This window comes from Pelagerythrobacter marinus (assembly GCF_034375205.1).
Lineage (GTDB): Bacteria > Pseudomonadota > Alphaproteobacteria > Sphingomonadales > Sphingomonadaceae > Pelagerythrobacter > Pelagerythrobacter marinus.
The window spans coordinates 1240217-1267183 of the sequence record NZ_CP139719.1 but is presented as its reverse complement, the minus strand read 5'-3'; the positions used below and the strand labels follow the sequence as shown (position 1 = coordinate 1267183).

The 26967-nt window shown below is 68.2% G+C and carries 28 protein-coding genes and 2 tRNA genes; 3 read left to right on the top strand and 27 right to left on the bottom strand.

The window, feature by feature from the left end:
* Positions 1-62 precede the first annotated feature (62 nt).
* From T8T98_RS06100 to T8T98_RS05985, 24 genes are all read right to left on the bottom strand, one after another.
* Complete coding sequence (locus tag T8T98_RS06100) at positions 63-2000, bottom strand: potassium transporter Kup (protein ID WP_160732750.1); 1938 nt, start codon at positions 1998-2000, stop codon at positions 63-65.
* A 108-nt stretch (positions 2001-2108) separates the two neighbouring features.
* Complete coding sequence (locus T8T98_RS06095; protein WP_160732749.1) at positions 2109-2741, bottom strand: tetratricopeptide repeat protein; 633 nt, start codon at positions 2739-2741, stop codon at positions 2109-2111.
* Positions 2738-3163, bottom strand: coding sequence for a cytochrome c-type biogenesis protein (locus T8T98_RS06090; protein ID WP_251105763.1), 426 nt, complete (start codon positions 3161-3163; stop codon positions 2738-2740). The genes T8T98_RS06095 and T8T98_RS06090 overlap by 4 nt, the downstream gene beginning before the upstream one ends.
* On the bottom strand, positions 3160-3684 hold the full coding sequence (locus T8T98_RS06085) for a DsbE family thiol:disulfide interchange protein (RefSeq protein ID WP_160732747.1): 525 nt from the start codon (positions 3682-3684) through the stop codon (positions 3160-3162). The genes T8T98_RS06090 and T8T98_RS06085 overlap by 4 nt, the downstream gene beginning before the upstream one ends.
* Positions 3684-5654 carry a heme lyase CcmF/NrfE family subunit gene (locus T8T98_RS06080; protein WP_251105764.1) on the bottom strand — a complete coding sequence of 657 codons (1971 nt, stop codon included), beginning with the start codon at positions 5652-5654 and terminating at the stop codon, positions 3684-3686. The genes T8T98_RS06085 and T8T98_RS06080 overlap by 1 nt, the downstream gene beginning before the upstream one ends.
* Entirely contained in the window at positions 5651-6127 is a 477-nt protein-coding gene (ccmE, locus tag T8T98_RS06075; RefSeq protein ID WP_251105765.1) for a cytochrome c maturation protein CcmE, read from the bottom strand. Before ccmE ends, T8T98_RS06080 begins: the two co-directional genes overlap by 4 nt.
* The gene (locus T8T98_RS06070) at positions 6124-6264 is read right to left on the bottom strand and encodes a hypothetical protein (RefSeq protein ID WP_251105766.1); all 141 of its coding nucleotides are present in this window, start codon (positions 6262-6264) and stop codon (positions 6124-6126) included. Before T8T98_RS06070 ends, ccmE begins: the two co-directional genes overlap by 4 nt.
* Positions 6264-6986, bottom strand: coding sequence for a heme ABC transporter permease CcmC (gene ccmC, locus T8T98_RS06065; protein ID WP_251105767.1), 723 nt, complete (start codon positions 6984-6986; stop codon positions 6264-6266). Before ccmC ends, T8T98_RS06070 begins: the two co-directional genes overlap by 1 nt.
* Positions 6987-7084: 98 nt before the next feature.
* Positions 7085-8152 (bottom strand): Leu/Phe/Val dehydrogenase, encoded by a 1068-nt coding sequence (locus T8T98_RS06060; RefSeq protein ID WP_251105768.1) that lies wholly within the window; start codon positions 8150-8152, stop codon positions 7085-7087.
* A 47-nt stretch (positions 8153-8199) separates the two neighbouring features.
* Positions 8200-8276: transfer RNA gene (locus T8T98_RS06055), tRNA-His, on the bottom strand.
* 333 nt (positions 8277-8609) lie between these two features.
* Entirely contained in the window at positions 8610-8837 is a 228-nt protein-coding gene (gene rpmE, locus T8T98_RS06050) for a 50S ribosomal protein L31 (RefSeq protein WP_047805932.1), read from the bottom strand.
* Positions 8838-8981: 144 nt separating this feature from the next.
* Complete coding sequence (gene fabZ, locus T8T98_RS06045; protein WP_251105769.1) at positions 8982-9452, bottom strand: 3-hydroxyacyl-ACP dehydratase FabZ; 471 nt, start codon at positions 9450-9452, stop codon at positions 8982-8984.
* A 38-nt stretch (positions 9453-9490) separates the two neighbouring features.
* A complete protein-coding gene (locus tag T8T98_RS06040) occupies positions 9491-10171 on the bottom strand; it encodes an OmpH family outer membrane protein (protein WP_160732741.1) in 681 nt (226 codons plus the stop codon).
* Positions 10171-12861: an outer membrane protein assembly factor BamA gene (gene bamA / locus T8T98_RS06035; RefSeq protein WP_407675116.1), complete on the bottom strand. Its 2691-nt coding sequence runs from the start codon at positions 12859-12861 to the stop codon at positions 10171-10173. The genes T8T98_RS06040 and bamA overlap by 1 nt, the downstream gene beginning before the upstream one ends.
* A gap of 155 nt (positions 12862-13016) precedes the next feature.
* Complete coding sequence (gene rseP, locus T8T98_RS06030; protein ID WP_251105770.1) at positions 13017-14156, bottom strand: RIP metalloprotease RseP; 1140 nt, start codon at positions 14154-14156, stop codon at positions 13017-13019.
* Positions 14146-15312 (bottom strand): 1-deoxy-D-xylulose-5-phosphate reductoisomerase, encoded by a 1167-nt coding sequence (locus tag T8T98_RS06025; protein WP_251105771.1) that lies wholly within the window; start codon positions 15310-15312, stop codon positions 14146-14148. The genes rseP and T8T98_RS06025 overlap by 11 nt, the downstream gene beginning before the upstream one ends.
* Positions 15309-16046, bottom strand: a complete 738-nt coding sequence (locus T8T98_RS06020; protein WP_251105772.1) for a phosphatidate cytidylyltransferase — start codon at positions 16044-16046, stop codon at positions 15309-15311. Before T8T98_RS06020 ends, T8T98_RS06025 begins: the two co-directional genes overlap by 4 nt.
* Positions 16033-16704, bottom strand: a complete 672-nt coding sequence (gene uppS, locus T8T98_RS06015) for a polyprenyl diphosphate synthase (protein WP_251105773.1) — start codon at positions 16702-16704, stop codon at positions 16033-16035. The genes T8T98_RS06020 and uppS overlap by 14 nt, the downstream gene beginning before the upstream one ends.
* An 88-nt stretch (positions 16705-16792) precedes the next feature.
* The gene (frr, locus tag T8T98_RS06010; RefSeq protein ID WP_160732737.1) at positions 16793-17350 is read right to left on the bottom strand and encodes a ribosome recycling factor; all 558 of its coding nucleotides are present in this window, start codon (positions 17348-17350) and stop codon (positions 16793-16795) included.
* A 2-nt stretch (positions 17351-17352) separates the two neighbouring features.
* Positions 17353-18075, bottom strand: a complete 723-nt coding sequence (pyrH, locus tag T8T98_RS06005; protein WP_160732736.1) for a UMP kinase — start codon at positions 18073-18075, stop codon at positions 17353-17355.
* Positions 18076-18228: 153 nt separating this feature from the next.
* Positions 18229-19155, bottom strand: coding sequence for a translation elongation factor Ts (gene tsf, locus T8T98_RS06000; protein ID WP_160732735.1), 927 nt, complete (start codon positions 19153-19155; stop codon positions 18229-18231).
* An 84-nt stretch (positions 19156-19239) separates the two neighbouring features.
* Entirely contained in the window at positions 19240-19989 is a 750-nt protein-coding gene (gene rpsB, locus T8T98_RS05995) for a 30S ribosomal protein S2 (RefSeq protein ID WP_160732734.1), read from the bottom strand.
* A 551-nt stretch (positions 19990-20540) separates the two neighbouring features.
* Positions 20541-21398: a CDP-alcohol phosphatidyltransferase family protein gene (locus T8T98_RS05990; protein ID WP_160732733.1), complete on the bottom strand. Its 858-nt coding sequence runs from the start codon at positions 21396-21398 to the stop codon at positions 20541-20543.
* Entirely contained in the window at positions 21395-22144 is a 750-nt protein-coding gene (locus T8T98_RS05985) for a phosphatidylserine decarboxylase (protein WP_251105981.1), read from the bottom strand. Before T8T98_RS05985 ends, T8T98_RS05990 begins: the two co-directional genes overlap by 4 nt.
* Before the next feature lie 98 nt (positions 22145-22242).
* Between T8T98_RS05985 and T8T98_RS05980 the strand changes: the two genes are divergently transcribed.
* Positions 22243-23325, top strand: coding sequence for a phosphatase PAP2 family protein (locus T8T98_RS05980; RefSeq protein ID WP_251105774.1), 1083 nt, complete (start codon positions 22243-22245; stop codon positions 23323-23325).
* On the opposite strand, the gene T8T98_RS05975 is transcribed toward T8T98_RS05980, so the two are convergent.
* Positions 23286-24416, bottom strand: coding sequence for a beta-ketoacyl-ACP synthase III (locus T8T98_RS05975; RefSeq protein WP_251105775.1), 1131 nt, complete (start codon positions 24414-24416; stop codon positions 23286-23288). The two genes, T8T98_RS05980 and T8T98_RS05975, sit on opposite strands and share 40 nt — an antisense overlap.
* A 76-nt stretch (positions 24417-24492) precedes the next feature.
* Positions 24493-24578: transfer RNA gene (locus T8T98_RS05970), tRNA-Tyr, on the bottom strand.
* Between the two features lie 150 nt (positions 24579-24728).
* On the opposite strand from T8T98_RS05970, the gene rlmB reads away from it, so the two are divergent.
* Together rlmB and T8T98_RS05960 are read left to right on the top strand one after the other, a co-directional pair.
* Positions 24729-25517, top strand: coding sequence for a 23S rRNA (guanosine(2251)-2'-O)-methyltransferase RlmB (gene rlmB, locus T8T98_RS05965; RefSeq protein ID WP_322295869.1), 789 nt, complete (start codon positions 24729-24731; stop codon positions 25515-25517).
* Positions 25518-25548: 31 nt separating this feature from the next.
* Entirely contained in the window at positions 25549-26424 is an 876-nt protein-coding gene (locus T8T98_RS05960; protein WP_322295868.1) for a hypothetical protein, read from the top strand.
* Positions 26425-26559: 135 nt separating this feature from the next.
* Here the strand turns inward: T8T98_RS05960 and T8T98_RS05955 are convergent, their stop codons facing one another.
* Positions 26560-26832, bottom strand: coding sequence for an HU family DNA-binding protein (locus T8T98_RS05955; RefSeq protein ID WP_160732729.1), 273 nt, complete (start codon positions 26830-26832; stop codon positions 26560-26562).
* Between the last annotated feature and the right edge of the window lie 135 nt (positions 26833-26967).

The following is a 26967-nucleotide window of genomic DNA, read 5'->3' as shown; positions in this document are numbered from 1 at the left end:
GGGGCCATCGCCGGGCTGCGCCGCAACGGCCGCCCCCGGGGATCGGATCTCGTCCCCGGCGATCAGATCTCGACCTGGCTGCCCAGTTCAACCACGCGGTTGGTCGGCAGGCGGAAGAACTCCATCGCCGTCGCCGCGTTGCGCAGCATCCACGAGAAGATCTTCTCGCGCCAGATCATCATGCTCGGGTTCTTCGACGGCAGCAGCGTCTGCCGGCTGAGGAAGAAGCTGGTGTTCATCATGTCGAAGGCGCCGCCGCAGCCGTTCACCTGCTTCAGCGCGGCCGGCACGTCGGTTTCTTCCATGAAGCCGTAATGCAGCACCATGCGGTAGAACCCGTCGCCCAGGTCGTGAAACTCGATCCGACGTTCCGGATCGACGTAGGGTTCCTCGGCGATCTCGACCGTCAGGATCACGACCCGTTCGTGCAGGACCCGGTTGTGCTTGATGTTGTGCAGCAGGGCCGATGGCACGCCCGCCGTGCTCGACGCCATGAAGATCGCCGTGCCCGGCACGCGGATGGCGCTGTTCTTGGCCGACTTGGCGAAGATCTCGATCGGCAGGGCGACTTCGCTCATCCGCTCGCGCATCAGCTTGCGCCCGCGCGACCAGGTGGTGAGGAAGGTGAAGGCGATTGCGCCCACCAGCAGCGGGAACCACCCGCCATCGGGCACCTTCGTCAGGTTCGCCCCGAAGAACGCCCCGTCGAACACGAAGAACAGCGCGGCGGCGGGGATCACGATCCACATCTTCCACCGCCAGACCGCGATGAACAGGACCGCCATCAGGCAGGTATCGATCAGCATCGCGCCGGTCACCGCGATGCCGTAGGCGCTGGCGAGGTTCGACGAGTTGCGGAACGTCAGCACCAGCAGGATGACGGCGATCATCAGCACCCAGTTGACGAAGGGGATGTAGATCTGGCCGTGCTCGGTCTCGCTCGTGTGCAGGATCGACAGGCGCGGGACGTAGCCGAGCTGGATCGCCTGGTGCGTGACCGAGAAGGCCCCGGTGATGACCGCCTGGCTGGCAATGAAGGTCGCGCATGTCGCCAGCAGGACGAGCGGAAGGCGATAGGCGTCGGGCGCCATCAGGAAGAACGGGTTGCGGATAGCGTCGGCCGCCGCGGCCGCTTCCAGCCCCATGATCATCGCCGCCTGCCCGAAATAGTTGAGCAGGAGGCACGGCATGACGAACCCGAACCACCCGATCCGCAGCGCGCCGCGGCCGAAATGGCCCATGTCGGCATAGAGCGCCTCCGCCCCCGTCACCGCCAGCACGACCGAACCGAGCGCCAGGAAGGCCAGGAGCTTGTCGGTCAGGAAGAACTGGACCGCGTACCACGGGTTGAGCGCGGCCAGCACGCCCGGGTTCTGGACGATCTGGATCAGGCCGAGGATTGCGAGAACGCTGAAATAGACCAGCATGACCGGTGCGAAGAGCCGCCCGACCTTGGCCGTGCCGCGCCGTTGCAGCAGGAACAGCCCGATCAGAAGGACCAGCGCGATCGGCACGACGAAAGGTTCGAAGCTGTCTTCCACCGTCGTCAGCCCTTCCACCGCGGAAAGGACCGAGATGGCCGGCGTGATCATGCTGTCGCCGTAGAACAGCGCGGTCGCGAAGACCCCCAGCATGACGGCGACCCAGCCATAGCCGGTTCGCCCCACCCGTCCGGAAATCAGCGCGACGAGGGCCAGGGTGCCGCCCTGCCCCTTGTTGTCGGCCCGCATCATGATCGTGACGTACTGGATCGAGACGATGATCGTCATCGACCAGAAGATCAGGCTGAGCACGCCGAGAAGATGGAGCGTGTCGAGCGCCAGCGGGTGCGGACCGACGAAAGTTTCGCGAAAGGCGTAGATCGGGCTGGTGCCGATATCGCCGAAGACGACGCCGATCGCGCCAACGGCCAGCGCGGCCTTGGACGAGGATGCGCCGTGGGCGCCCGCCTGCCTGCCGCCCGAAGGCACAGGATCCTGTGAAACGGAAGTCTCGCTCATAAAATCGGCGTTCCCGAATCTACCCGGTGCTGCCTTCGACGCGCCATGTAAAGGCGGCGGCGCTTAGCACCGTCCCTTCGCGCCTGCAACATGGCCCGGGAACGGCCATTACCGTGCGGAGAGCGCGGCGATCAGCGCGTCGAGCCGTTCGAGCCGCTGCTGCATCGCAGGCAGCCACTCGGCCCCTTCCGGCGCGTTCTCCACCGCCTGCGCCCAGAGCCTGCGCGTTTCGTCGGGCTCGCCGGCGCGCAGCAGGGCCAGCCCGTGGAAATAGGGTGCGGCAGGGTGGCCGGGCGCGGCGCGCGCTGCGCGGTCGTAGGCGTAAGTCGCCGCCGGGGTCAGGTTGCCCTGCGCGTGCTCGACCAGGGCATTGCCCAGCGCCACCCATGCCTCCGCATTGCCCGGGTCCTTGCGGACTTCGCCGCGCAGGATCTTGGCCGCGTCGGCATATTGCCCCCGCCGGGCGAAACCGTCGGCCACGATCACGAAATTGCTGGGCGGAACGAGGGCATCGAACATCGTGCGCCGCGCCTCGATCATCGCCTCGCCCGCCTCGCTCGGCCGGGGGACGGCAGCGCGCGGGGCCGACGCGATATCGGGGCGCGCCTGGAAGGCATAGCCAGCCAGGCCGAACAGCAGGGCCGATCCGAAGGCCGCCCAGCCCGCGCGCGGCAGGCGCAGCGCGAAAGCTGCGACCAGGAACAGCGCGAGCGCCAGTGCTAGGGCGGGCAGCCAGGTCACCGGGCGCCCCTCAGCCGCCGCCAGAGGATCGCCCCGGCCACCAGCAGCAACGCCAGCGGCACGGCGAAAAGCGGCCATGTCGTCTCGCCGATCACCGGTGCGTAGCTGACGTAATCGCCATAACGCCGGACCAGCCAGGCGCGGATCTCCTCCGGCTCCTCGCCCGCGGCGATGCGGGTGCGCACCTGGTGGCGCATGTCGCCCGCCATCGGCGCATCGCTGTCGGCGATCGACTGGCTCTGGCACTTGAGGCAGCGCAGCGTCTCCATCAGCGCCTGTGCCTCGGCCTCCTGCGCCGGGTCGTCGAGCTGGCGGTAGGCATAGGGCGCGGGCGGCATGTCCTGCTGCGCCGCCGCCGGCACAGGCACCAGCGCGAGCGCCGCGAGGGCCGCGAGGGCCGCGAGGATGCCGCCGCCCCTCATCGACCGGCCTTCCGCAATTCCTCCAGCAGGCGCGGGACATGCTCTGCACGAATGTCGCCGATATGCTGGTGGGTGATCCGCCCTTCGCCGTCGATCACGAACGTCTCGGGCACGCCGGAAGAACCGATGGCGAGCTGGACCTGCGACAGGTCGTCCGCGCCGATCCGCGTATAGGGATTGCCGTAACGGTCGAGGAAGGCGGCGACGTCTTCCGGCCGGTCGCGAATCGCGACGCCGACGATCTCCGCCCCTTCCTCGCGCAGCCGCTCGAGCTGCGGTGCCTCGGCAATGCAGGGCACGCACCAGCTCGCCCAGATGTTCAGCAGGCGCGGCTTGCCGTCGCGGAAATCGGCGCTTGAAACGCCCGGCACGCCGTCCAGCGCGGGCGGCAGGTCGAACGCCGGCAAGGGTTCGCCGATCATCGCGCTGGGGACGAAATCGTCCTTCGGCTGGTTCAGCTGATAGGCGGCAACGCCCAGGAACAGCGCGAAAAGCAGCAAGGGAATCCACCACCAGCGCATCACTCGATCACCTCCGCCCGGCGCTCTGCGGCCCGCGCGCGGACCGTCCGGCGTTTCACGTCCGCCGCAACCCGCCCGACCAGCGCCAGCGCGCCGCCCAGCGCGACCAGGATGCCGCCGTACCAGATGAAGGTCACGAACGGTTTCCACCATAGCCGGAGCTGCCAGCGCCGCACGTCGCCCTCGGTCACGGCGCCGACATCGCCGGCCGTGCCGACGACGGCATAGAGCTGCCCGTTCCAGCGGGTGGCCAGCGCGCTTTCGGTCGTCTCCTGCACCGGGGCCCAGAAACTGCGCGACTGCGGATCGAGCGCGACCGGATCCCCGTCGCGGTAACTGGCGAGGAGGTGGCCTTCGATCGCGGTCCAGTTCGGCCCGGCATTGGGCAGGACCTCGGCCAGGGTGACCGACCAGGGGCCGACCCGCACGGTCTCGCCGGGCGCGATAGCGGCCAGGTGTTCGTCGGAAAAGGCCGTCTCGCTCGCCATGCCGAACACCGCGACGGCCAGCCCGAAATGAGCCACGACCATGCCCCAGACCGACAGCGGGACCCGGTGAAGCCGGCGCCGGCGCAGCGGCATGAGGCTGGCGAGAGCGAGCGCGGCCGAAAGCGCCAGGCCCAGCAGCGGCAGAAGATCGACGCCGCCGATCGCCAGCGCCGCGGCGGCCGCCGCGAGCAGGATCACGCCGATCAGCACGACCGGCCGCTGAATGCGGGCGAGGCTGTCGCGCCGCCAGCGCAGCAGCGGGCCGACCGCCATGACCAGCAGCATCGGCACGGCGAAGATCGCGCCGACCGGGTTGAAGTAAGGCGGCCCGACCGAGACGCGCACGTCGAAGGCTTCGGTCAGCAGCGGGTAGAGCGTGCCCAGCAGGACGATGGCCAGGATCGCGCTCAGCATCACGTTGTTGAACACCAGCGCGCCCTCGCGGCTCGTCGCGGCGAAGCGCTGGCCTTCGCTGACCGATCCGGCGCGCAGCGCGAACAGCGCCAGCGCCCCGCCGATATAGAGCGCGAGCAGGACCAGGATGAACGCCCCGCGCTGGGGATCGACGGCGAAAGCGTGGACGCTGGTGAGAATGCCCGAGCGGACGAGGAACGTGCCGAGCATCGACATCGAGAATGCAACGACGCCGAGCATGATCGTCCATGCGCGCAAGGCGTCGCGCGCGGCCAGCACGCTGGCCGAGTGAAGCAGCGCGGTCGCCGCCAGCCAGGGCATCAGCGAGGCGTTCTCCACCGGGTCCCAGAACCACCAGCCGCCCCAGCCGAGCTCGTAATAGGCCCAGTACGACCCGGCCGTGATGCCGAGCGTCAGGAAGACCCAGGCACCCAGGACCCAGGGCCGCATGACGCGCGCGAACTCGGGCGTGACCTGCCGCGTCAACAGCGCGCCGACGGCGAAGCTGAAGGCGACCGAGAGGCCGACATAGCCGAAATAGAGCGTCGGCGGGTGGAGCGCGAGGCCGATGTCCTGCAGCAGCGGGTTGAGGCCGAGCCCCTCGGCCGGAGGCTGGGGCAGGCGCTCGAACGGGTTGGAGCTGAAGATCAGGAAGGCATAGAAGCCGAGCCCGACGAAGGCCTGCGCGGCGAGCGTCGCCAGCATCGTGCGTTCGGGCAGGCGCCGTTCGACCAGTGCGATCAGGCTGCCGGAAAGCGCCATCACGGCGACCCACAGCAGCATCGAGCCTTCGTGGTTGCCCCAGGCACCGGTCAGCTTGTAGATCAAGGGCTTGGCCGAATGCGAATTGGTCGCCACCAGCTTGACCGAGAGGTCGGTCACCGCGAACAGCCACAGCAGCATGACGAAGGCGAAGGCGCAGGCCAGCCCCTGCACCACCGCCGCCGGCCGGACCAGCGCGGCCGCCGCGCCGCCGCCGTCGTGCTGCGCCATCGCGCCGGCATAGAGCTGCAGGGCGGCGAGCGCCGCTGCCAGCCACAGTGCCGCCAGGCCGAGCCCGGCGATCAAGCGCCGTCCTCCGCCTCGGCCACGAGGTCGCGCCGCTGGTGCTCGGTCATTTCCTGCAGCTCGCGCGGGACGTAGTTCTCGTCGTGCTTGGCCAGGAGGCTGTCGGCCACGAAAGTCCCGTCACCGCCGAGGCGCCCCTCGGCCACGACGCCCGATCCCTCGACGAAAAGGTCGGGCAGGATGCCGGAAAAGCGCACCGGGACGCGCGCCTTGCCGTCGCCGACGACGAAGGCGATCGTCACCCCGTCGGGCATCGTGCGGATCGATCCTTCCTCCACCATTCCGCCCAGGCGGACTGCGCGGCCCGGCTCCGGCGGTTCGGAGACGAATTGTTCGGGAACGTAGAAATAGCTCGCCTGGCTGCGCAGGGCCCACGCGGCGAGCAGGCCCGCGCCGACGAGCGCGACCAGCGCGATGACCACGAGCACGAGGCGCTGGTGCTTGGCCTTGATCCGGTCGGCAGGGGCGGTCACTTGCGGCGTGCCTCTTCCCGCCGCCGCTCGGCCCGGCGCATGTCCCACCATGCCCAGGCGACGAGCGCCAGGGTGGCGGCAATGCCCAGGGCATAGGCCGCGACCACGAAAGTCCACTGGTCCAGCGCCTCGCGCATCAGGCCGCCTCCCCCGCCTTGCGCCGCAGCCGCGCATCGGCCTGGATGTCGCCCAGCAGCGCGCGCATCCGGGCGAGGACGACCCCGCCGAAGACCAGCGAGAAGCCGAGCACCGCGACCAGCAGCGGGGCGAGGAACTGCGAATCGATCGCGCTTTTGCCCACGGTGATGCTGGGCGGCTGGTGGAGCGAGTTCCACCACACGACCGAGCGGTTGATGATCGGGATGTTGATAGCCCCGACGAGGCCGAAGATCGCCGGGATGCGGCTCGACCCGCCTTCGCGCGCCACGGCCTGGGCCAGCGCGAGATAGCCGAAATAGAGGAACAGCAGGACCAGCATCGACGTCAGCCGCCCGTCCCATACCCACCAGGTGCCCCAGGTCGGCCGGCCCCAGATCGATCCCGTCGCCACGCACACGGCGGTAAAGACCATGCCCGGCACCGCCGCGGCGCGCGCGGCCAGGGCGGCCAGCGGATGGCGCCATACCAGGAAGGCGGCGCTGGCGACGGCGATCGCCGCCCATCCCCCCATGCCGAGCCAGGCGGCGGGAACGTGCAGGAAGAGGATGCGCACCGTCTCGCCCATCAGGCGGTCGGGCGGCACGAACCACAGCCCCCAGGCGAGGGCGACGGCGGCCAGCACCAGCCCGCTCGCGAGCATCGTCGGGGTCAGCCAGCGCGCGAGGGAGAGGAACCGCTTGGGATTGGCGAAGCCATGCATCGATCAGGTCCGTTCGCGAGGCGCAATGGCAGGAGAGCCCGCGCGGGGCAAGCGTTTCGCGCCCTGCCCCGCCCGCGAGCGATCGCGTCGCCGGACGGTCAGCCGCGCCCGATCAGTTCCTGCGCCATGCGATCGGCCACGACGTCGGGCGACTGCCCGCTTTCGTCGCTCTTGCGCCAGACTTCCTCGAGCCGCTCGGGGATCCGCGCGATCCGCTTGCGCACTTCGTTGATGTCGCTCGGCGTGCCGTTGCGGCGGGCCAGGTATTCCAGCGTCACGCTGATGATGCCGCCGGCGTTGATAACGTAATCGGGGGCGTAGAGAATGCCGCGTTCCGCCAGCATCCGGCCGTGGTGGGCACAGGCGAGCTGGTTGTTCGCCCCGCCCGCCACGATCGGCGTGTCGAGCCGCGCGATCCCGTCTTCGTCGAGGATGGCGCCGAGGGCATTGGGGCTGAAGACGTCGCAGGCGACGCCCATGATCGCATCGGGCGCGGCCGTCTGCGCGCCCAGTTCTTCCGCCAGTTCGGCGGCGCGGGCCTGGTTGATGTCCGACAGGGTCAGGCGCGCGCCGTCCTTCGCCAGCAGGCGGGCAACGCCGCCGCCCACGCTGCCGGTGCCCTGGATCGCGACATGGACGCCCTCGACGCTGTCCTTGCCCAGCTTGTACCGCACGGCGGCCTTGATGCCGTGATAGATGCCCATCGCGGTGAACGGCCCGGGATCGCCCCCTGCCGCCCCTTCGCCGCTGACCGGCAGGCCGGATACGTAATCGGTCCGCTGCGACACGGCGACCATGTCGCTTTCGCCGATTCCCACGTCTTCGGCCGTGACGTAGCGGCCGCCCAGTGCCTCCACCGCGTCGCCGAAGGCCGCCAGCATGTCGGGCGTCTTCGCCTTGTCCTCACCGGCCAGGATCACCGCCTTGCCGCCGCCCATCGGCAGGCCGGCCATGGCGTTCTTGTAGCTCATCCCGCGGCTGAGGCGCAGGGCATCGCGCATGGCCTCCCCCGCATCGGCATAGTGCCAGAAGCGCGTGCCGCCCGCTGCCGGGCCGAGATGGGTCGAATGAAGCGCGATGATCGCGGTCAGGCCCGACCGGCGATCCCTGACAAGCTGCACCAGTTCGTGATCGTCGAAGTCCGCTTCGGTCCAGAAAGCCGTCATGTCCGTGAGAAAGCCCCGCTGTGATCAACGGCAAGAAACTGGGAAAATGGGGCGATCGACGGGGTTCGAACCCGCGACCTCCGGTACCACAAACCGGCGCTCTAACCAACTGAGCTACGATCGCCACATGCCCGGCCCGACCTGGGCCTGCCGTGTTAAAGCGGGGCTGATACGCCCCTGCGCCACGCGGTCAAGCCGCGAACCGCCAAGGCGCGCGCCTGTTGCACAAGCGCGCCGGTTTGCAAAGCGAAAACTGCGCCCCGCCCTTGCCGGCGCAAGAAAATTTCGCCTGCCTCCGAAGGCATGGCCCCGAGACAGGGAAATGGCACGCCCTCGCCCCGAATCCGCGCGAATGGTGCGTGCGTGAGCGAGCCGGACAAACGAAAAAGGGCGGCCCATGCGGACCGCCCCGATTCTTCCGGCGCGGCGCGATCGGCGCCGCCGATCGCCGGCGAAATCAGCCCTTCTTGAGCGAGAGGCCGCCGAAACGCTTGTTGAACGCAGCCACGCGGCCGCCTTCCTGGATCTGCTGCTTGCCGCCCGTCCAGGCCGGGTGGCTGGTGGGATCGATATCGAGCGTCAGCGTGTCGCCTTCGCTGCCCCAGGTCGAGCGGGTCTGGAATTCGGTGCCATCGGTCATCTTGACCGTGATGGTGTGGTAATCGGGATGTGCGTCGGCCTTCATGGCTCAAAGATCCTTGTGCATATGACCGGTTCCGACCGGTCGGCAGTGTCGGGAAAGGCGCGCGCCTAGGCGTGTTTCGTGCGAAAAGCAAGCCCGCTCGCGCCCGGGTGGTTCGCCGGGCGGGTGGCCGGCCCCGGCGTGCCCTCAGCCAGCTGGCGGATCGGCGATCATCGCGGTGAATTCCGCTTCCGAGGTCGTCTTGCCTTCCACGCTGGCCCGGCCCTTGAACTTGTAGACCCGGCTGCGTTTCTGGAGGAACTCCACTTCCAGATCGAGCAGGCACCCCGGGGTCACCGGTGCGCGGAACTTCGCGTTGTCTATCCCCATGAAATAGACCAGCTTTCCGCTCCCGGCCAGCTCGAGCGTCTCGATCCCCAGGATAGCGGCCGCCTGGGCCATCGCCTCGACCTGCAGGACCCCGGGCATGATCGGCGCGCCGGGAAAGTGGCCCTGGAAGAAATCCTCGTTGAAGGTGACCGCCTTCACCGCGTGAATGCGCTCGCCCAGATCGATCGAGCGGACCCTGTCCACCAGCAGGAGGGGGTAACGGTGCGGCAGGGCGGCCAGCACCTTGCGGATATCGTAATCGGACCGTGCGCCCGTGTCGTCGCTCATCGCCCTGCCTTCTTCACCCTGTGCTTCTTGCCGTTCGATCAGCGGCCGGTCGGCTGCTGCGGCTGCGCGGCCTGCTGGGCCTGGGCCGCCTGCGCGGCGGCCTGCTGCTGCTGCCGGATCTCGCGCGGAACCCAGCCTTCGGGCGGGGTGATCTGCACGCTGGGCACCAGCGTGTTGAGCTCGTTCAGCACGTCCTGCGTCAGATTGTGCTGCGCGCCGGCGAAGATGACCTGGCCCGAGGTTGCATCGAGGATCAGCGTGACGTTGCGCTTGGCAGCGGCGGCCTGCACGGCCTCATCCAGGCGGTCTTCGATCTGCTCGGTCACGTAGGCGCGGCTGAGCGCGACCGGTGCGAGGATCGTCTGCAGTTCGCGCTGGCCCGCCTGCTCGATCTGCTGGATCTGCGCGGCCTGCTGCTGCAGCGCCTGCTGGTCCGGATTGGCGCCCTGGCGCGCGGTGTTGAACGCCTGGATCATCGGGGTCAGCTGCGCCTCGATCTGCTGCCGGCGCGATTCGGCCTGGCTGATCTGCGCCTGGTAGGTCGTCTGGCGCTGCTGTTCCGCGGTGCGATAGGCGTTGGAATTGGCGATCACGGCCGGCAGGCTGACGACGCCGATACCGCGCGCATCCTGGGCCACGGCCGGCGCGGCGAGCATGGGCGCCGCCGAAGCGGTCAGCATGAGGCCGGCAGCGAGAACCGGCTTGAAAAGCGTTTTCATCAGAACTGTGTCCCTACGTTGAAGGTGAATTTCTTGGTGTCGTCGCCCGGCTCCTTCCTGAGCACGTGGGCGAAGTCGATGCGAAACGGCCCGAAGGGCGAGTTCCAGTTGACGCCTATACCCACGGAAACGCGCGGGCTGGCGGAATCACCCAGGAAGACTTCCTGGAAAGGCGCGGCCACCTGGTACATCCACGGATCGTTCGGGTTGCCCGAACCGTCGGCCGGGTCGGTGGTCCACTGCGTCGGATCGTCGGGGTCGACGTAGAGCGGGTTGCCGTCGTTATCGAACAGCTGCCTCTGGATACCGTCGGGGAACGGCGAACTCTGCAGCACCGGCCGGGTCACGTTGAACAGCGCCCCGACGTCGACGAAGATCGAGGGGCGCAGCCCCATTTCGCGCGCGCCCGAGCCCAGCGGGATCTCCAGCTCGGCACGGCCGAGGTAATAGGCATTGCCGCCCAGGGCGTCGTCGCCCACCTGGTCGCGATCGGTGATCAGTTCGCCGACCCCGTCGCCGTCGGTATCGCGGATCGGCTGGCGCAGGACGCGCGGGCCCACGCCGCGGATGTCGAAGCCGCGGAACTGCGGCTCGCCGAGGAAGAAGCGGTCGGTCAGGCGCACGTCGTCCACCCCCGGGCCGCGATCTTCCAGTCCCTTGATCACGCCGCCTTCGCCCTGGAGCGAGAAGATGAAGCCGCCGAACACCGGCCAGTACTTCGCCCCCTTGGCCCGCAGCCGCAGGTATTTCACGTCGCCACCGAGCCCGGCGAACTCGGTGCTGAGCGAAAGCGTGTGCCCGCGCGTCGGGCGATAGGGATTGTCGATCGTCCGCATCGACACGGTGAGCCCGAGGATCGAGCTGAGCCGCGTCCCGACCGCCTCGCACAAGTAACGCCCCGCGAGCACCGGGTCGCATTCCGCCACACCGTCGCCGTCGATGTCGCTGTAATAGGTGAACTCGTCGAGCGACACGTCGTCGTAGTTCAGCGTATAGCTGCCGATGGCCGAGATATATTCGGTCAGCGGCACGCCGAGGCGCAGCGAGAAACCGGTGGTCGATTGCTCGAACGTCCGGTTCCGGTCGTTGTTGGTGAAATTGAAGCTGTTGTAGTCCTTGCGGTAGATATCGATCCCGGTCGAGATGTTGCGATCGAAGACGTAAGGCTCGGTGAAGCTCAGCGCCGCGGACCGCGAATAACGCGAGTAATTGACCGATGCGCCGACCGTCTGGCCGCGCCCGCGGAAATTGTTCTGCTTGATCGAGCCGGCGAGGATGAAGTTCTCGATCGACGAGAAGCCCGCCGAAAGCTGCAGCTCGCCGGTCGGCTGCTCTTCCACGTTCGCTTCCAGCACGATGCGGTCGGGGGCGCTGCCCTCCTTCTGCTCGATCTCGAAGTTTTCCTGGAAATAACCGAGCGACTTGATCCGGTTGGTCGAACGCTTGACCTGCAGCGAGTTGAACGCATCGCCTTCGGCCACGCGGAACTCGCGACGAATGACCTTGTCCTGCGTCAGCGTATTGCCGTTGACATCGACCCGCTCGACATAGACGCGTGGCGCCTCGCGCAGGACGAACGTCACGTCCATCGTCAGGTCTTCGGGGTTGCGCACGAACTGCGGCTGCGTGTCGGCGAAGGCATAGCCGAACGTGCCGGCCAGCTCGTTCATCTGCTCGACCGTATCCTCGACCAGCTTGGCGTTGTACCAGTCCCCGCTCTTGATCGCGAGGTTGCTGGTCATGCGTTCGCTGTCGAAGTCGCGGATCTGGCTGTCCACTTCGACATCGCCGAAGCGGTAACGATCGCCTTCCTCGACCACGTACGTGATGATGAAGTCGCGCTTGTCGGGGGTAAGCTCCGCGACGGCGGACACCACCCGAAAATCGGTGTAGCCTTCGGTGAGATAGAACTGGCGCAGCTTCTGCTGGTCGAAGGCCAGCCGGTCCGGGTCGTAGCTGGTGTTGGAGCTGAAGAAGCGGAAGAAGCGCGCTTCCTTGGTCACCATCTCGCTCTTCAGCTCGCCGTCATCGAATTCCTCGTTGCCGAGAATATTGATCTGGCGGACTTTCGACTTCGGCCCTTCGCTGATCTCGAACACGATGTCGACACGGTTCTGGCTCAGCTCGACCGTCTTCGGCTCCACCGAAGCGGCGAACCGGCCCTGGCGCTTGTACAGCTCGATGATCCGCGCCGTGTCGGCCCGGACCTTGGAACGGGTGAAGATCTGCCGGGGCGCGAGGCGGATTTCGGGCAGGATCTTGTCGTTCTTGATCCGCTTGTTGCCCTCCAGGATGATCCGGTTGATCACCGGGTTCTCGGTCACCGAGATGACCACGGTGCCGGCGTCGTTGCGGATGCTGGCGTCGGAGAACAGCTCGGTCGCGTAGAGATCCTTCAGCGCCTGGTCGGCGAGAGCCTGCGTGTACGTATCGCCCGCGCGCATTTCGATATAGGACAGGATCGTTCCCGCCTCCAGCCGCTGGGCCCCGACCACGGTGATCGACTGGATCGTGTCGCCGCTGGGCGCCGGCTGCGGCTGCTGCGCGGCGGCAGGCTGCGCCGCGGCCCCCGCGTCCTGTGCCAGCGAAGGCGCCGGCACGCCGGCCAGCATGGTGCCCCCCAGGAGGGCTAGCGCGAAACGTGCGCCGGTCTTGCCGAATGCGCCGGCGGCTTTCTCGCGTTCTGTCATCGCCACGGTGATCCCGTCCATCCTTATCCATTGCACCAATGGGCCGCAGCCCATCATCGGGCGCTGCGGCAAATGCCGCCCTTGCCCGATGCAGTGCCCCCGATCAAGCAAAGGAAGGAACGAGTCCCCCGCGCTCTATAGTCCCCCCGGATCGGTCAGCTGCCGAATATCGGCAGCGAAACCAGGTCGTTGATCGTGACGAACACCATCAATCCCAGCACCAGCGCCAGGCCGGTGCGAAAAGCCAGTTCCTGCCCCCGCGATCCCAGCGGCTTCCGGCGAACCGCCTCCAGCGCGTAGAACGCCAGGTGGCCGCCGTCGAGCGCCGGGATTGGCAAGAGGTTGATGAATGCCAAATTAAGCGAGATCAGCGCGATGAAGTTGATGAAGGCCAGCGGGCCCAGGCTGAACTGCTCGCCGGAAAACTTGGCGATCTTGATCGGGCCGCCCAGTTCCTGGACCGAGCGTTCGCCCGACAGGATCTGCCCCACCCCGGTGATCATCATCCGCCCGATGTCGATGCTGTGATCCACTGCCAGGCCGAGCGAGGCCAGCGGACCCTGGCGGACGAAATCGTGTTCGACCGCCGCGGGGGCGATGCCGATCAGGCCGATCGTCGACACGTTGCCGAAATTGTCCTCGATCTCCAGCGGGCGGGCGGTCACCTCCAGTTCGAGTGCCCGGCCGCCGCGGTCCACCGCGATCTCGAACGTGCGCCCGGGATAGAGCATGACGGCATCCTGCACGTCGCGAAAACCGTTCATCGGCTCGCCGTCGATGGCCACGATGCGATCGCCGATCTTCATCCCCGCCGACCGGGCGGCCGATTCCTCGGAGAAACCGGCGACCGTCAGCTGGCTTTCCGCCTCCACCGGAACCGGTTTGCCGACCACCATGAAGAAGGCGGCAAAGATGCCGAGGGCGACGATCACGTTGGTCGCCGGCCCGGCGAAGACGATCAGCGCCCGTTGCCACAATGGCTTGAAGTGGAAGGCCCCGGCCCGGTCGCGCTCGGGGATCGCGGCCAGCCCCTCGTCGTCGGGAATGCTGGCGGGGTTCATGTCGCCGCGAAACTGGACATAGCCGCCCAGCGGCAGGGCCGAGAGCTTCCAGCGAGTCCCCCGGCGGTCGGTCCAGCCGGCGATTTCCTTGCCGAAACCGATCGAGAAAGCCTCCGCGTGAACGCCGAACAGGCGCCCGACCAGGTAGTGGCCGAACTCGTGGATCGTGATCAGCGGCCCCAGCACTAGCAGGAAGCCGACGACGTACATCCAGAATGAAGGGCTATCGGCCACTTGCGGCGTTCTCCATGATTTCGCGGGCACGGCGCCGCGCCTCGGCATCGACGGCGAGCACGTCGTCGAGAGTCGCGGGCGGCGGCGGGGCAAGGCGTTCGAGGGTCTGCTCCACCACTAGGGCAATCCGGGTGAACGCGATCTGACCGGCCAGGAAAGCTTCCACGGCGGTTTCGTTCGCCGCGTTGAGCACGGCGGCCGCGGCCCCGCCGGCATGGGCGGCCTCGCGCGCCAGCCGCGTGGCGGGGAAGCGCCCCTCGTCAGGGCGTTCGAACGTCAGCGCCCCGATCGCCGCGAGGTCCAGCGGGTCGCAAGGGGTGTCCATCCGTTCCGGCCAGGCGAGGCACGAGGCGATCGGCACGCGCATGTCCGACGGACCGAGCTGGGCCAGCGTCGATCCGTCGCGGTATTCGACCATCGAATGGACTACGCTTTGCGGATGAACGACGATGCGCAGCGCCTTCAGCCCCACGGGGAACAGGTGGTGCGCCTCGATGAATTCGAGGCCCTTGTTCATCATCGTCGCCGAATCGACGCTGATCTTCGCGCCCATGTCCCAGTTGGGATGGGCGACCGCCTCGGCCGGGGTGGCGCGGGCCAGCCGCTCCGCGCTCCAGGTGCGGAACGGGCCGCCGCTGGCGGTCAGCGTGATCGAGCGGACATCGGCCAGGCGGCCGCCCTGCAGGCACTGGAATATCGCGTTGTGTTCCGAATCGACCGGCAGCAGGGTCGCGCCGTGCTCCGCCACGGCCGCGGTCATCACCGGGCCGGCGGACACGAGCGCTTCCTTGTTGGCGAGCGCGATCGCCCCGCCCCGGCGGATTGCCGTCATCGTCGGGCGCAGCCCGGCGCAGCCGACGATCGCGGCCACCGTGATATCGGCCGCGCGGGCAGCCGCATCGCACAGCGCCGGCCTGCCGCCGGCCGCCTCGACGGTCGACCCGGCCAGCGCGGCGCGCAAGTCGCCGAGGCACGATTCGTCGGCCACGACGGCGATTTCCGCGTCGAATTCGCGGGCCAGCGCGGCGAGTTCTCCGGCGCTGCAGTTCGCGGTCAGCGCGACCACGCGCCATTGCTCGCGGTTGCGGCGCACGAGGTCCAGCGTCGAGGCCCCGACCGAACCGGTCGCGCCGAGGATCGAGATCGCGCGCGTCACGCAGCCACCGACGCGGCCATGCCGCCCATGGCGAGCGCGACGGGCAGGAGGCCGTCGACGCGGTCGAACACGCCGCCGTGGCCGGGGATCAGCCGCGAGCTGTCCTTCACCCCGGCACGGCGCTTGAGCCAGCTTTCGAGGAAATCGCCCGCCTGGGCGAGCACGGCCAGGCCGGCCCCCAGCGCGACATAGGCCGGCAGCGCGTCGTCCCACGGCAGCGCGGGCGGCGCCCCGGGGCCGAGGCCGGCAAAGCCGCGCTCGATCGCCCAGGCCCAGGCACCGGTCCATAGCGCGGAAGCGACCATCCCCCCGCCGAGCCCCGCCCAGGTCTTGGACGGGCTGATCCGCGGCGCGATGCGCGGCCCGCCGATCGCGCGGCCGGCGAAATAGGCGCCGCTGTCGGTGAAGATCGTGACCCCCAGGATCAGCACCAGTATCGGCTCGCTCGCGCCGACGAGCACCGCGGCTGCCCCGCCGATGTAGAGCGCGCCGGCAATCAGCGCGGCCAGGCGATAGGGGATATTGGCGGTCGCGCGCGCGACGAGCACCGTGAACTCGGCAAGGCAGGCGAAGGCGACGAGGCCGATGAACAGGTCGAGCACCCGCCCGCCCTGCCACAGGGCGAGCCCGGCCAGCACGAGCATGACTGCCGCCGACGCCAGCCGGATCGGCAGGTCGGAGCGCCCGGCCCCGGGCGCCGCGCCCGCCGGGGCACGCTTGTCACCGTCCGCCATATCGCCTCTCCCGCCGGGCGAATTCCTCCAGCGCATCGGCCAGGTGGCCGAGGGTAAAATCGGGCCACAGCGTGTCGACGAAGATCATCTCGGCATAGGCGCATTGCCAGAGGAGGAAATTGGACAGGCGCACTTCCCCGCTGGTGCGGATCAGCAGGTCGAGCGGAGGCAGGTCCGCGGTGTCGAGATGGGCGGCGATCGTCTCGGTCGTCACCTCCCCTTCCCGCGCGGCCCGGGCGGCGGCACGGGCGATTTCCTGCTGCGACCCGTAGTTGAGCGCCACCGCCAGGGTGCGCGTGCCCTCGCGCGTGCGGGCCAGCGCATCTTCGAGCATCTCGACGATGTCGGGAGCGAGCGAGCGCCAGTCGCCGATGATCTTCAGCCTGACGTCGTTGGCGATGAACTCGGGCAGGTCCGATTTCACGAACTTGCGCATCAGGTTCATCAGGTCGTCGACTTCCTCGCCCGGCCGCTTCCAGTTCTCCGAGCTGAAAGCGTAGAGCGTGAGGCACTCGATCCCCGTGCCGGCCAGGCCCCGCACCAGCGCGCGCACGGCCTCCACGCCGCGCTGGTGGCCCATCGCGCGCGGCAGGTGGCGGCGCTTGGCCCAGCGGCCATTGCCGTCCATGATGATGGCCACGTGGCGGGGGGTCGTCATCGCGCGGCTTTCGGGCGGCAGCGGCCTGACATGACAGCGGCGGGCACGACAGTGGCGGGCACGAACGCCTTTCCTGAGCCCGGGTCGATCACTGGGTCAGGATTTCCTTTTCCTTCTGCGCGGCGGCGGCATCGGCTTCGGCGACGTACTTGTCGGTCAGCTTCTGGACCTCCTCCTCGCTGCGCTTGCGGTCGTCCTCGGAAATTTCCTTCTTCTTCTCGTCTTCCTTCAGGGCTTCCATCCCGTCGCGGCGGACGTTGCGGATCGCGATCTTCGCGTTCTCCGCGTACTTCCCGGCGAGCTTGGCCAGTTCGCGGCGACGCTCTTCGGTCAGGTCGGGCATCGGCAGGCGAATCGTCTGCCCGTCGGTCATCGGGTTGAGGCCCAGGTTGGCATGGGCGATGCCCTTCTCGACCGCGGTCACGTTCGCCTTGTCCCACACCTGCACCGCGAGCATCCGCGGTTCGGGCGCGTTGACCGTCGCCACCTGGTTGAGCGGCATCATCGCGCCGTAGACTTCGACCTGGACCGGGTCGAGCAGGCTGGTGTTGGCGCGCCCGGTCCGCAGCCCCGACAGGTCGCCCTTCAGGCTTTCCACCGCGCCCTGCATCCGGCGCTCGATATCGCTCTTGTCGTATTTGGCCATTGTCAGGCTTCCTCTTTCACTACCGTCTGGACGCCCTGGCCGGCGAGCACGCGCGCGAGATTGCCCTTTTCGCGGATCGAGAAGACCACGATCGGGATCCCGTTATCGCGGCAGAGCGCGACGGCCGATGCATCCATAACCTTGAGGTTGTTCGCCAGCACCTTGTCGTAGCTGACGGTTTCGAAACGTTTTGCGGCGGGATTCTTCTTCGGGTCGCTGTCATAGACCCCGTCCACGCTCGTCCCCTTGAACAGCGCGTCGCAGCGCATCTCGGCCGCGCGCAGCGCCGCGCCGCTGTCGGTGGTGAAATAAGGCGCGCCGACACCGGCGGCGAAGATCACCACGCGCCCTTTTTCCAGGTGGCGTTCGGCGCGGCGCCGGATCACCGGCTCGCACACCTGGTCCATCTGTACCGCCGACTGGACGCGGGTCTGCACGCCGAGCTGTTCGAGCGCGTTCTGCATCGCCAGCGCGTTCATCACCGTCGCCAGCATTCCCATGTAGTCGGCCTGCGCCCGGTCCATCCCCTGCGCCGCGCCGGCCATGCCGCGGAAGATATTGCCGCCCCCGATCACCAGGCAGATTTCCAGCCCGGTATCCTTGGCCGCCTTCACTTCCTGCGCCAGTTCCGCGACGAAGGCGGGGTCGATCCCGAACTGCTGGTCGCCCATCAGCACCTCGCCCGAGAGTTTCAGGAGTATGCGCTTGTATTCCGGGGAAGACATGGACTGGCTGGTTTCCGAGAAAGTTGCGAGGGTTGCCGGCGTCCTTAGCCGCCCCGCCCCTTGCGCGCAAAGGGAAAGCCGGGGCCGGGCCGCCGAACGAAAACGGCCGCCGAACCGGGGTTCGACGGCCGCATGTTCGTGCGCTGCGAAAAGTCAGCCGGCGACGGCCGCGGCAACCTCTGCCGCGAAGTCGCTTTCTTCCTTCTCGATGCCTTCGCCGAGCTGGAAGCGGACATAGTCCTTCAGGACGATCGGCGTGCCTGCGTCCTTGCCCGCCTTGGCAACGACGTCCGCCACCGGGGTCTTGTTGTCCATCACGAAGACCTGGCTCAGCAGCGCGTTTTCCTTGGCGAACTTCTTCACCGCGCCTTCGACCATCTTTTCCTGGACCTCGGCCGGCTTGCCGCTTTCGGCGGCCTTTTCCGCGGCGACCTTGCGCTCGCGCTCGATCACCTCGGGGTCGAGCCCTTCGGCATCGAGGGCCTGCGGGAAGGCGGCGGCGATGTGCATCGCCAGCTGCTTGCCCAGCCCTTCGAGCGTCGCCTTGTCGGCTTCGCTCTCGAGCGCGACGAGCACGCCGATCTTGCCCAGGTTGGGCGCGGCGGCGTTGTGGACGTAAGGAACGACGACGCCGTTCTCGACCGAGACGGTCTTCATCCGGCGAACCTGCTGGTTCTCGCCGATGGTCGCGACGTTGTCGGTCAGCTTGTCGGCCACGGTCCCGCCCTCGGGATAGGCGGCGGCCTTGAGCGCCTCGACGTCGTCGCTTTCGACCGACAGCGCGGCCTCGGTGGTCTTGCGGACGAAGTCCTGGAACTTGTCGTTCTTGGCCACGAAGTCGGTTTCGGAGTTCACCTCGACCGCCACGCCGCGAGTCCCCGCGACGGCAACGCCGACGAGGCCTTCGGCCGCGGTGCGGCTGGATTTCTTCTGCGCGGTGGCCAGGCCCTTGGCGCGCAGCGCGTCGACCGCGGCCTCGATATCGCCGTCTGCGGCCTCGAGCGCCTTCTTGGCGTCCATCATGCCCGCGCCGGTCTTCTCGCGCAGGGTCTTCACGTCAGCGGCAGTGAATGCAGCCATGATCGTTTCCTCTGTAAATCTGGGGCGCCGGGCCCGAGGGTCAGGCCCGGCGCGCTAGGTCATGTTTGTGACAGTCGCCTGAAATCAGGCCGCGGTTTCGACCGGCGGCTGTTCCATCGCGCCGACGTCGTCACCGCTTTCGGCGACCTTGCCGCCGCGGCCGGCGGCTGCCGCATCGCGCACGGCCTCGCAATAGAGGCGCACGGCGCGGCTGGCGTCGTCGTTGCCCGGAACCGGGAAGGCGATGCCGCTGGGATCGACATTGGTGTCGAGCACGGCGACGACCGGGATGCCGAGCACGTTGGCTTCCTTGATCGCCAGGTCTTCCTTGTTCGCGTCGATCACGAACATCACGTCGGGAATGCCGCCCATGTCGCGGATACCGCCGAGCGAAAGCTCCAGCTTGTCCCGCTCGCGCGTGAGCTGGAGGACTTCCTTCTTGGTCAGGCCCGAGGTGTCGCCCGAAAGCTGCTCTTCCAGCGACTTGAGGCGCTTGATCGACTGGGAGATCGTCTTCCAGTTGGTCAGCATCCCGCCCAGCCAGCGGTGGTTGACGAAGTGCTGGCCGGCGGCGCGGGCCGCCTCGGCGATCGGTTCCTGGGCCTGGCGCTTGGTGCCGACGAACAGGACCTTGCCGCCCGAACGCACGGTCTGCTCGATGAAGTCGAGCGCGCGCGAGAACAGCGGAACGGTCTGCGACAGGTCGATGATGTGCACACCGTTGCGGGCGCCGAAGATGTACGGCTTCATCCGCGGGTTCCAGCGGTGGGTCTGGTGGCCGAAGTGCGCGCCGGCCTCGATCAATTGCTGCATGGTGACGGTGGAAGCCGCCATAGGTATTTCCTTTCCGGTTGAGCCTCTGGAGAGCTGGAACCCGTGCGGAGATCCCGCGGCAGGCACCGGTATGTGGCGCTCTCCATGTGGATTTGCGTGGGGTTCGAACCCGGCGGAAATGCCCGCGGATTCGCCACGCGGCCGCGCCCCTAGACCGGTTCTGACCGAAAATCCAGCCCCCGTTTGCCGCAGGAAAAACGCCGCTCGCCCCATTCGGCGCTTGACAGGCAGGAACAAATAGGGAACACATGGCTCGTCACCCGGAACAAAGGGGCGACAAAGGGTTTATCCACTTCTCATCCACAGGCTGTCAACAGCCGGGATCGGCAACGGAAGGATTCGCGTCATGCTCGGCATTGCACTGGTGGGATTGTTCGTCCTCGCGGCAACGGCTTCCGCGCTCGTGCTGGCAGACAGCTTCGTGCGCGGACGCGCTGCATGGCGCCGCCTTCGGCGCGAAAGGTCCGCGCCCGCGGGGCCGGCCGGGGTCAGGGTAACGATCGTCGCGGGGCCGCGGGCCATCTGCCCGCGGGACGGCGGCTCTCGCCCGGTCAGCCGACCGGGTCGTGCGGCGCGTCGTCCGGCTCCGGCCGCATCCCGCCCGCACCCGCTTCCCGTAGCCGCCTGACGCGGGCGTAACGGACCAGCGCATAAGGCATCAGGGCGAGATAACCGGCGCAGATCGCGACCAGCGTCCACCAGGGTTCGAGGAGGAGCGCGGCGAACAGGATGCCCACGCCGGCAATGAGTTCGAGGCGCACGGTCCGCCGCGGCCGGATCGAGGTCCAGCTGAGCGTTGCGATGTTGGAAATCATCAGGAAGGCCATGGCGACCATCCAGATCGCGCAGACGATCGGCTCGCGGAATTCTTCCCACCCGGTGGCCATCCACAGGTAGAACGGAAGGAAAGCCAGCCCGGCACCGACCGGGGCCGGCACGCCGGTGAGGAAGCCGGCCGACTTGTGCGGCTGGTCGTCCACGTCGATCTGCGCGTTGAACCGCGCCAGTCGCAGCGCGCAGCAGATCGCGAAGGCCAGCGCGGCGAACCAGCCCAGCCGGGGCAGGTCCTGCAGTGTCCAGAGATAGAAGATGATCGCCGGCGCCATGCCGAACGAAAGCGAATCGGCCAGGCTGTCCAGCTCCGCCCCGAAGCGCGACTGCGCCTTCAGCAGGCGCGCGATGCGGCCGTCGATCCCGTCGAGCAGGCCGGCCAGGATCACCGCAAAGATCGCGAGGCTCCAGTTCTCGGCGATCGCGAACCGAATCCCGGTCAGGCCCGAACAGAGCGCGGCCGCCGTGATCGCATTGGGCAGGACGGCGCGCAGCGACAGCCCCCTCACCCGCCCTGCAGGCAGCGGAACCTCGTCTTCCGCGGCCTTCGGCCCCAGGCGGGGATAATCGTCGTTCACTGGGCAATGCCCTCGATCAGGCGGCGTTCGCCCACTTCGGCGAGGATCGTTTCACCCGCGACGACCTTCTGCCCGACCAGGACTTTCGGATCGGTGCCTGCCGGCAGGTAGACATCGACCCGGCTGCCGAAACGGATCAGGCCGACGCGTGCGCCGGCCGCCACGGTGTCGCCCGGCTTGACGAAAGGCACGATCCGGCGCGCGACCAGCCCGGCGATCTGCGTGAAGCCGAGCATCAGGCCGTCGTGCCGCTCGATCAGGATATGCTGCCGCTCGTTGTCCTCGCTCGCCTTGTCGAGATCGGCGTTCATGAACTTGCCCGGGATATAGACCAGGCGCCGCACGGTGCCGGCGATCGGCGCGCGGTTGATGTGCACGTCGAACACGCTCATGAAAATCGACACCCGCGTCACCGGCTCGCGCGCGAGCGAGGGCGTGCCGCTGCCGTCGTCCATCGTCAGCTCGGCCGGCGGCTCGACTTGCGCGATCAGCGAGACGAGGCCGTCGGCGGGCGAGACGATGAAGGCATCGTCCTGCGGCACGACCCGTTCCGGGTCGCGGAAGAAAGCGAACACGCCGAGCGAGAGGAACGCCATCGGCCAGGCGATCGTCTCCCACGCCATGAACGCCGCCGCCAGGCTGATGCCCACGGCGATCAGCCCGAATTTGCGCCCTTCGGGATGGATCGGCGGCCAATGCCAACCGACATCGCCGCGTCCCTTGTTATCGACCAGTTCGCCTGCCATGCCTGCCATCTAGGGCCTCGGCGCAAAGCAAACAAGCGGATCGCGACATGCGCCGCGCGTTAGGGCGATCCTTACCATACCGCCTTATCCGCCCCGGCGTGGACACCCGCGGTTCCCTCCTGCGGCGCTGGACCGGCGAAATGCCGGTCTACGGCGTGACGCTGGCGCTCTTCGCGCTCTGCACCGCCCTGCTCGCGAGCCGCGGGGTCGGGCTCGACGCCGGGCCGGTGCTCGCCAATATGCGGATCTACCTCGTTTCGATCGTCGCCTGGATGGCGCTCGACGCCGGCCTGCACCTCGCCCGCCACCGCCCGCGCGAACCCTTCGCGGCGCTCCACCGGCGTTACGCCGGCCCGGGCGCGATCCGGCGCTGGATCGCCGGCGCGCCTCTGCTGGCGCTGTGCATCCTGCTGATGCCGTTCTTCTCCAAGATGAAGGCGGCGATCCCGCTGTTCAACGCCTATACCTGGGATGCGACCTTCATCGCCTGGGACCGGGCGATCTTCTTCGGGTACGACGCCTGGCAGGTGCTCCAGCCGCTGGTCGGCTATCCGCCGGTCACCGCACTGCTCGGCCTGCTATACCAGGCCTGGTTCCTGCTGCTCTACGCCGGCTGTCTCTACATGGCTTTCGCCGCGATCGACCCGGCGCTGCGGCGGCAGTTCTTCCTCGGCTATGCCCTGTCGTGGTCGGTCATCGGTGGCGGCGCGGCCACGCTGCTGGCTTCGGTCGGGCCGTGTTTCCTCGGCCCGCTGATGGGCGATCCCACTTTCGACGCGCAGATGGCCTACCTGCGGGCCGCCGATGCCCAGATACCGGTCATGCCCCTGGCGGTTCAGCAGATGCTGCTCGACTGGCACGCCGCCGATGCCGACGGGCTCGGCAGCGGGATAACCGCGATGCCGAGCATGCATGTCGCGATCGCGTTCCTCTACTGGCTCGCCGTGCGCCGCATATCGGCGCGTGCCGGGCGCTGGATGTTCGCCTTCTTCGTCGTCACCTGGATCGGCTCGGTCCACCTTGCCTATCACTACGCCGTCGACGGGCTGGTCTCGATCGTCATGGTCGCGCTGCTCTGGCGTCTTTCGGGCGCGGTCATCGCGTGGTGGGACGCGCGCCTGGCCGGCAGCGCCCCGCGCCTTCAGCCCGCCTTGCGAACGAAGACCGTCCCCGCCGAATAGCCCGCCCCGAAGCTGCAGATCAGCCCGGTGTCGCCTTCGCGCAGGTCCGCGCTGTGCAGGTGGAAGGCGATGATCGATCCGGCGCTCGACGTATTGCCATAAGTGTCGAGGACCGTCGGGCTCTCGTCCGCGCTGGCCTCGTGCCCCAGCACGCGCTGGGCGATCAGGCGGTTCATCCCCGCATTGGCCTGGTGCAGCCATAGCCGGCGCAGCGCCTGCGGATCGATCCCCAGCCGCCCCGCCTCGTCCACGATCATCTGCGCCACCATCGGCACGACTTCCTTGAAGACCTTGCGCCCTTCCTGGACGAAAAGCTTGTCCGGCGTGTCGGCGGTGTCCGGGTGCGCGCGGTTGAGAAAGCCGAAATTGTTGCGGATGTTGTTGGAGAAAACCGTCTTCAGCCGGGTGCCGAGAATATCCCAGTGGGCGGTCGGGGCCAGGTCCGCCTCCTCCACCAGCACGGCGGTGGCGACGTCGCCGAAGATGAAATGGCTGGCGCGGTCGCGCCAGTTCAGGTGGCCGCTGGTGATTTCCGGGCTGACGACCAGGACCGAGCGCGCATGGCCGGCGCGGATATAGTCGGCCGCGGTCTGGATCCCGAAGGTTGCGGACGAGCAGGCGACATTCATGTCGAAGGCGAACCCGTCGATGCCCAGCGCCTGCTGGATCTCGATCGCCATCGCCGGATAGGGGCGCTGCATGTTCGATGCGGCGCACAGGACGGCATCGACATCGCGTGCCTCGCGCCCCGCGCGCGCCAGTGCATCGCGCGCCGCGGCCACGCCGATCTCGGCCAGGATCGACAGGTCTTCGTCGGCGCGCTCTTCCCAGCGCGGGGCCATGATCTCGGGATCGAGCACCGGCGCCTTGGCCATGACATGGCGCGACTTGATCCCGCTCGCCTTCTCGATGAACTCGACCGAGCTGGGCTCGAGCGGGCGAACCTCGCCCGCCTCGATCGCGGCGGCGTTCGCGGCATTGAAGCGCTCGACGTAAGCGTTGAAGCTGGCGACCAGCTCCTCGTTGGAAATGCTCTCTTCCGGCGTGAACAGGCCGGTCGCGGAAATCACGGGGCGCGGTGCAGTGTCCATCGCCGCCGATTAGAGCGGCCGAACCGACAGGGCAAGTTTGCCGGGAACGACGGCGCCGATGAGAAGGGATGGCAGGTGGTGGACAGGGCTGGATTCGAACCAGCGTACGCTTGCGCGGGCAGATTTACAGTCTGCTGCCTTTAACCACTCGGCCACCTGTCCACATGCCTTGGCCTGCGTGAAACGGCGCCGCCAACCGGGGCACCCCTTGCCGAGAGGCGCCCCTTTGGCGAAGCGGCGCTTGCCTGTCAATGGGGCCGCTGGCATGGGCGGGGCAACGAAGGTGGCACATGACCACAAGGGGATTTTCGATTGGCCAAGGGTGATCGCAAGCGGGCACTGCGCGGGCGCGCCGGGCGGATGCAGGGCGGGCGCGGCAGCGGCCGGGCCAGCACCGGCCAGGTGCGCCTCTGGGGCCGCCACGCGGTGGAGGCTGCGCTACGCAATCCCGCGCGCAGCCATCGCAAGCTGTGGGCGACGCGCGAAGGCATCGAATCGCTGGACGGGGAGCTGCCGCCCGATTTCCCGGTCGAATATGCGGACGTGCAGGACCTGGCCCGGCTGGTGGCGCGCGACGCGCCGCACCAGGGCCTCGTGCTCGAATGCGCGCCGCTGGAGGATCTCCTGCTCGACGAAGTCCTGGCGCAGGACGGCGCGGGGCCGCTGGTCTTCCTCGACCAGGTGACCGACCCGCACAACGTCGGCGCGATCCTGCGCTCCGCCGCGGCGTTCGATGCGCGGGCCATCGTCACCCAGGATCGCCATGCCCCGCCCGAATCGGGGGTTATCGCCAAGTCGGCCTCGGGCGCGCTCGAGATCGTTCCCTGGGTCCGCGTGGTCAACCTGGCCCGCGCGCTCGAGAGCGCGGCCGAGGCGGGATACTGGCGCATCGGCCTCACCGGCGAAGCGGACGCGAGCCTGGCGGAGGCGCTGCCCGCGGGGCCGGTCGCGCTCCTGCTCGGCGCGGAAGGCGAAGGCATGCGGCCCAATATCGCCGCGCATTGCGATGCCCTCGCCCGGCTGCCGATCAGTCAGCGCATGGAAAGCCTCAATGTTTCAAACGCAGCTGCGATCGCGCTTTACGCGCTGGCATCGCGCTGACACGCATCGACGCAAGACGGGGGAAAACGACATGACGATCTTTACCAGGCCGCGCCGCGCGGCGGCAGGCCTTGCCGCGGCGCTCGCGCTCGTGCTGGGCGGCTGCATGCTCGCGCCGGGCACCTTCACCTCGCAGCTGGAACTGCGCCAGGGCGGCACGTTCAGCTACACCTACCAGGGCGAGATCTACATCCTCGCGATGGGCCAGCTGGCGGAAATGGGCGAGGCGCTGGAGGACGGGGACGAGACGTTCGAGGCCGCGTGCTTCGACGAAGACACCCTCGAAGGCCGCGACTGCACCGAGGAAGAACGCGCCGAGCAACTGGCCGCGTGGGAGGACGAGCAGGCCGAGAAGCGGCGCGACCGCGAACAGGGCGCGGAGATGATGCGCGCGATGGTGGGCGGGATCGATCCGAGCGACCCGGAAGCGGCCGCGGAATTCGCCAGCCGGCTGGAGCGCCAGGCCGGGTGGGAGCGCGTCGAGTACAAGGGCGACGGGCTGTTCGATGTCGATTTCCGCATCGCCGGCCGGCTCGACCACGATTTCCTGTTCCCGACGATGGAACGGATGCAGATGGCCAACTTCTTCCTCCTCGCCGCCAACCGCGACGACGGGACGGTGCGGGTCGAAGCCCCCGGCTTCACGAAGGCGGCGACCGCCAACCCGTTCCAGGGCATGATCTCGGGCTTTGCCGAGGGCATGGCCAGCGCCGGAGACGGCGAAGCCGCCCCCGCGCCCGGCGTGCCCGAGCTCAACGGCACCTTCCGCATCGTGACCGACGGGGAGATCCTGGCCAACAACACCGACGAAGGGGCGGTGGAAACGGCCGATGGCAAAGTGCTGGAGTGGGAAGTCAACAGCCGGACCCAGGCGGCGCCGACCGCGCTGGTGCGGATCGGCGACTGACGAGGCCCGCCGGGCCGGCCCGGCCGGCCTGCTGCCCCGGAAAAGCGAAACGCCGCGCCTGCCCCCCGGCAGACGCGGCGTTTTCGCGTGGGCCGCCTGCGCCGTATGCGGCAGGCGGCCCCCGGTGAACCGGCTTCAGTTGACGCTGTCCTTCAGGCCCTTGCCGGCCTTGAACTTCGGCTGGTTCGACGCCTTGATCGTCATCGGCTCGCCGGTGCGCGGGTTGCGCCCGGTCGAGGCCTTGCGCCGCGCCACGGAGAAAGTCCCGAACCCGACCAGCCGCACTTCGTCGCCCTTCGACAGCGCCTTGGTAATGGCATCGAAAACACCCTCGACCGCGTTGGCGCTATCGCTCTTGGAAAGCCCGCTGGAATCCGCGACGGCGCTGATCAGATCGTTCTTGTTCATTCTGGGAACCCCCTAAAAGTTCGCGTTTGAGACCGGTTTCGGTGAATCGCCTCTCCGAAAGGGCGGGATTTGAACGCCTTTTTGCCCGGGCTGTCAAAGGCAAATCCGGCCGGAGCGGCCCGGCCGGTAACCTTC

Excerpts from the sequence above, each read along its gene's own strand:
- T8T98_RS06100 (WP_160732750.1), bottom strand. The coding sequence starts at position 2,000 with ATGAGCGAGACTTCCGTTTCACAGGATCCTGTGCCTTCGGGCGGCAGG.
- T8T98_RS06090 (WP_251105763.1), bottom strand. The coding sequence starts at position 3,163 with ATGAGGGGCGGCGGCATCCTCGCGGCCCTCGCGGCCCTCGCGGCGCTC.
- T8T98_RS06085 (WP_160732747.1), bottom strand. The coding sequence starts at position 3,684 with ATGCGCTGGTGGTGGATTCCCTTGCTGCTTTTCGCGCTGTTCCTGGGC.
- T8T98_RS06070 (WP_251105766.1), bottom strand. The coding sequence starts at position 6,264 with ATGCGCGAGGCGCTGGACCAGTGGACTTTCGTGGTCGCGGCCTATGCC.
- ccmC (WP_251105767.1), bottom strand. The coding sequence starts at position 6,986 with ATGCATGGCTTCGCCAATCCCAAGCGGTTCCTCTCCCTCGCGCGCTGG.
- T8T98_RS06060 (WP_251105768.1), bottom strand. The coding sequence starts at position 8,152 with ATGACGGCTTTCTGGACCGAAGCGGACTTCGACGATCACGAACTGGTG.
- rpmE (WP_047805932.1), bottom strand. The coding sequence starts at position 8,837 with ATGAAGGCCGACGCACATCCCGATTACCACACCATCACGGTCAAGATG.
- fabZ (WP_251105769.1), bottom strand. The coding sequence starts at position 9,452 with ATGAGCGACGACACGGGCGCACGGTCCGATTACGATATCCGCAAGGTG.
- T8T98_RS06040 (WP_160732741.1), bottom strand. The coding sequence starts at position 10,171 with ATGAAAACGCTTTTCAAGCCGGTTCTCGCTGCCGGCCTCATGCTGACC.
- bamA (WP_407675116.1), bottom strand. The coding sequence starts at position 12,861 with ATGACAGAACGCGAGAAAGCCGCCGGCGCATTCGGCAAGACCGGCGCA.
- T8T98_RS06020 (WP_251105772.1), bottom strand. The coding sequence starts at position 16,046 with ATGGCGGACGGTGACAAGCGTGCCCCGGCGGGCGCGGCGCCCGGGGCC.
- uppS (WP_251105773.1), bottom strand. The coding sequence starts at position 16,704 with ATGACGACCCCCCGCCACGTGGCCATCATCATGGACGGCAATGGCCGC.
- frr (WP_160732737.1), bottom strand. The coding sequence starts at position 17,350 with ATGGCCAAATACGACAAGAGCGATATCGAGCGCCGGATGCAGGGCGCG.
- pyrH (WP_160732736.1), bottom strand. The coding sequence starts at position 18,075 with ATGTCTTCCCCGGAATACAAGCGCATACTCCTGAAACTCTCGGGCGAG.
- tsf (WP_160732735.1), bottom strand. The coding sequence starts at position 19,155 with ATGGCTGCATTCACTGCCGCTGACGTGAAGACCCTGCGCGAGAAGACC.
- rpsB (WP_160732734.1), bottom strand. The coding sequence starts at position 19,989 with ATGGCGGCTTCCACCGTCACCATGCAGCAATTGATCGAGGCCGGCGCG.
- T8T98_RS05985 (WP_251105981.1), bottom strand. The coding sequence starts at position 22,144 with ATGGCAGGCGAACTGGTCGATAACAAGGGACGCGGCGATGTCGGTTGG.
- T8T98_RS05975 (WP_251105775.1), bottom strand. The coding sequence starts at position 24,416 with ATGGACACTGCACCGCGCCCCGTGATTTCCGCGACCGGCCTGTTCACG.
- T8T98_RS05960 (WP_322295868.1), top strand. The coding sequence starts at position 25,549 with ATGACGATCTTTACCAGGCCGCGCCGCGCGGCGGCAGGCCTTGCCGCG.
- T8T98_RS05955 (WP_160732729.1), bottom strand. The coding sequence starts at position 26,832 with ATGAACAAGAACGATCTGATCAGCGCCGTCGCGGATTCCAGCGGGCTT.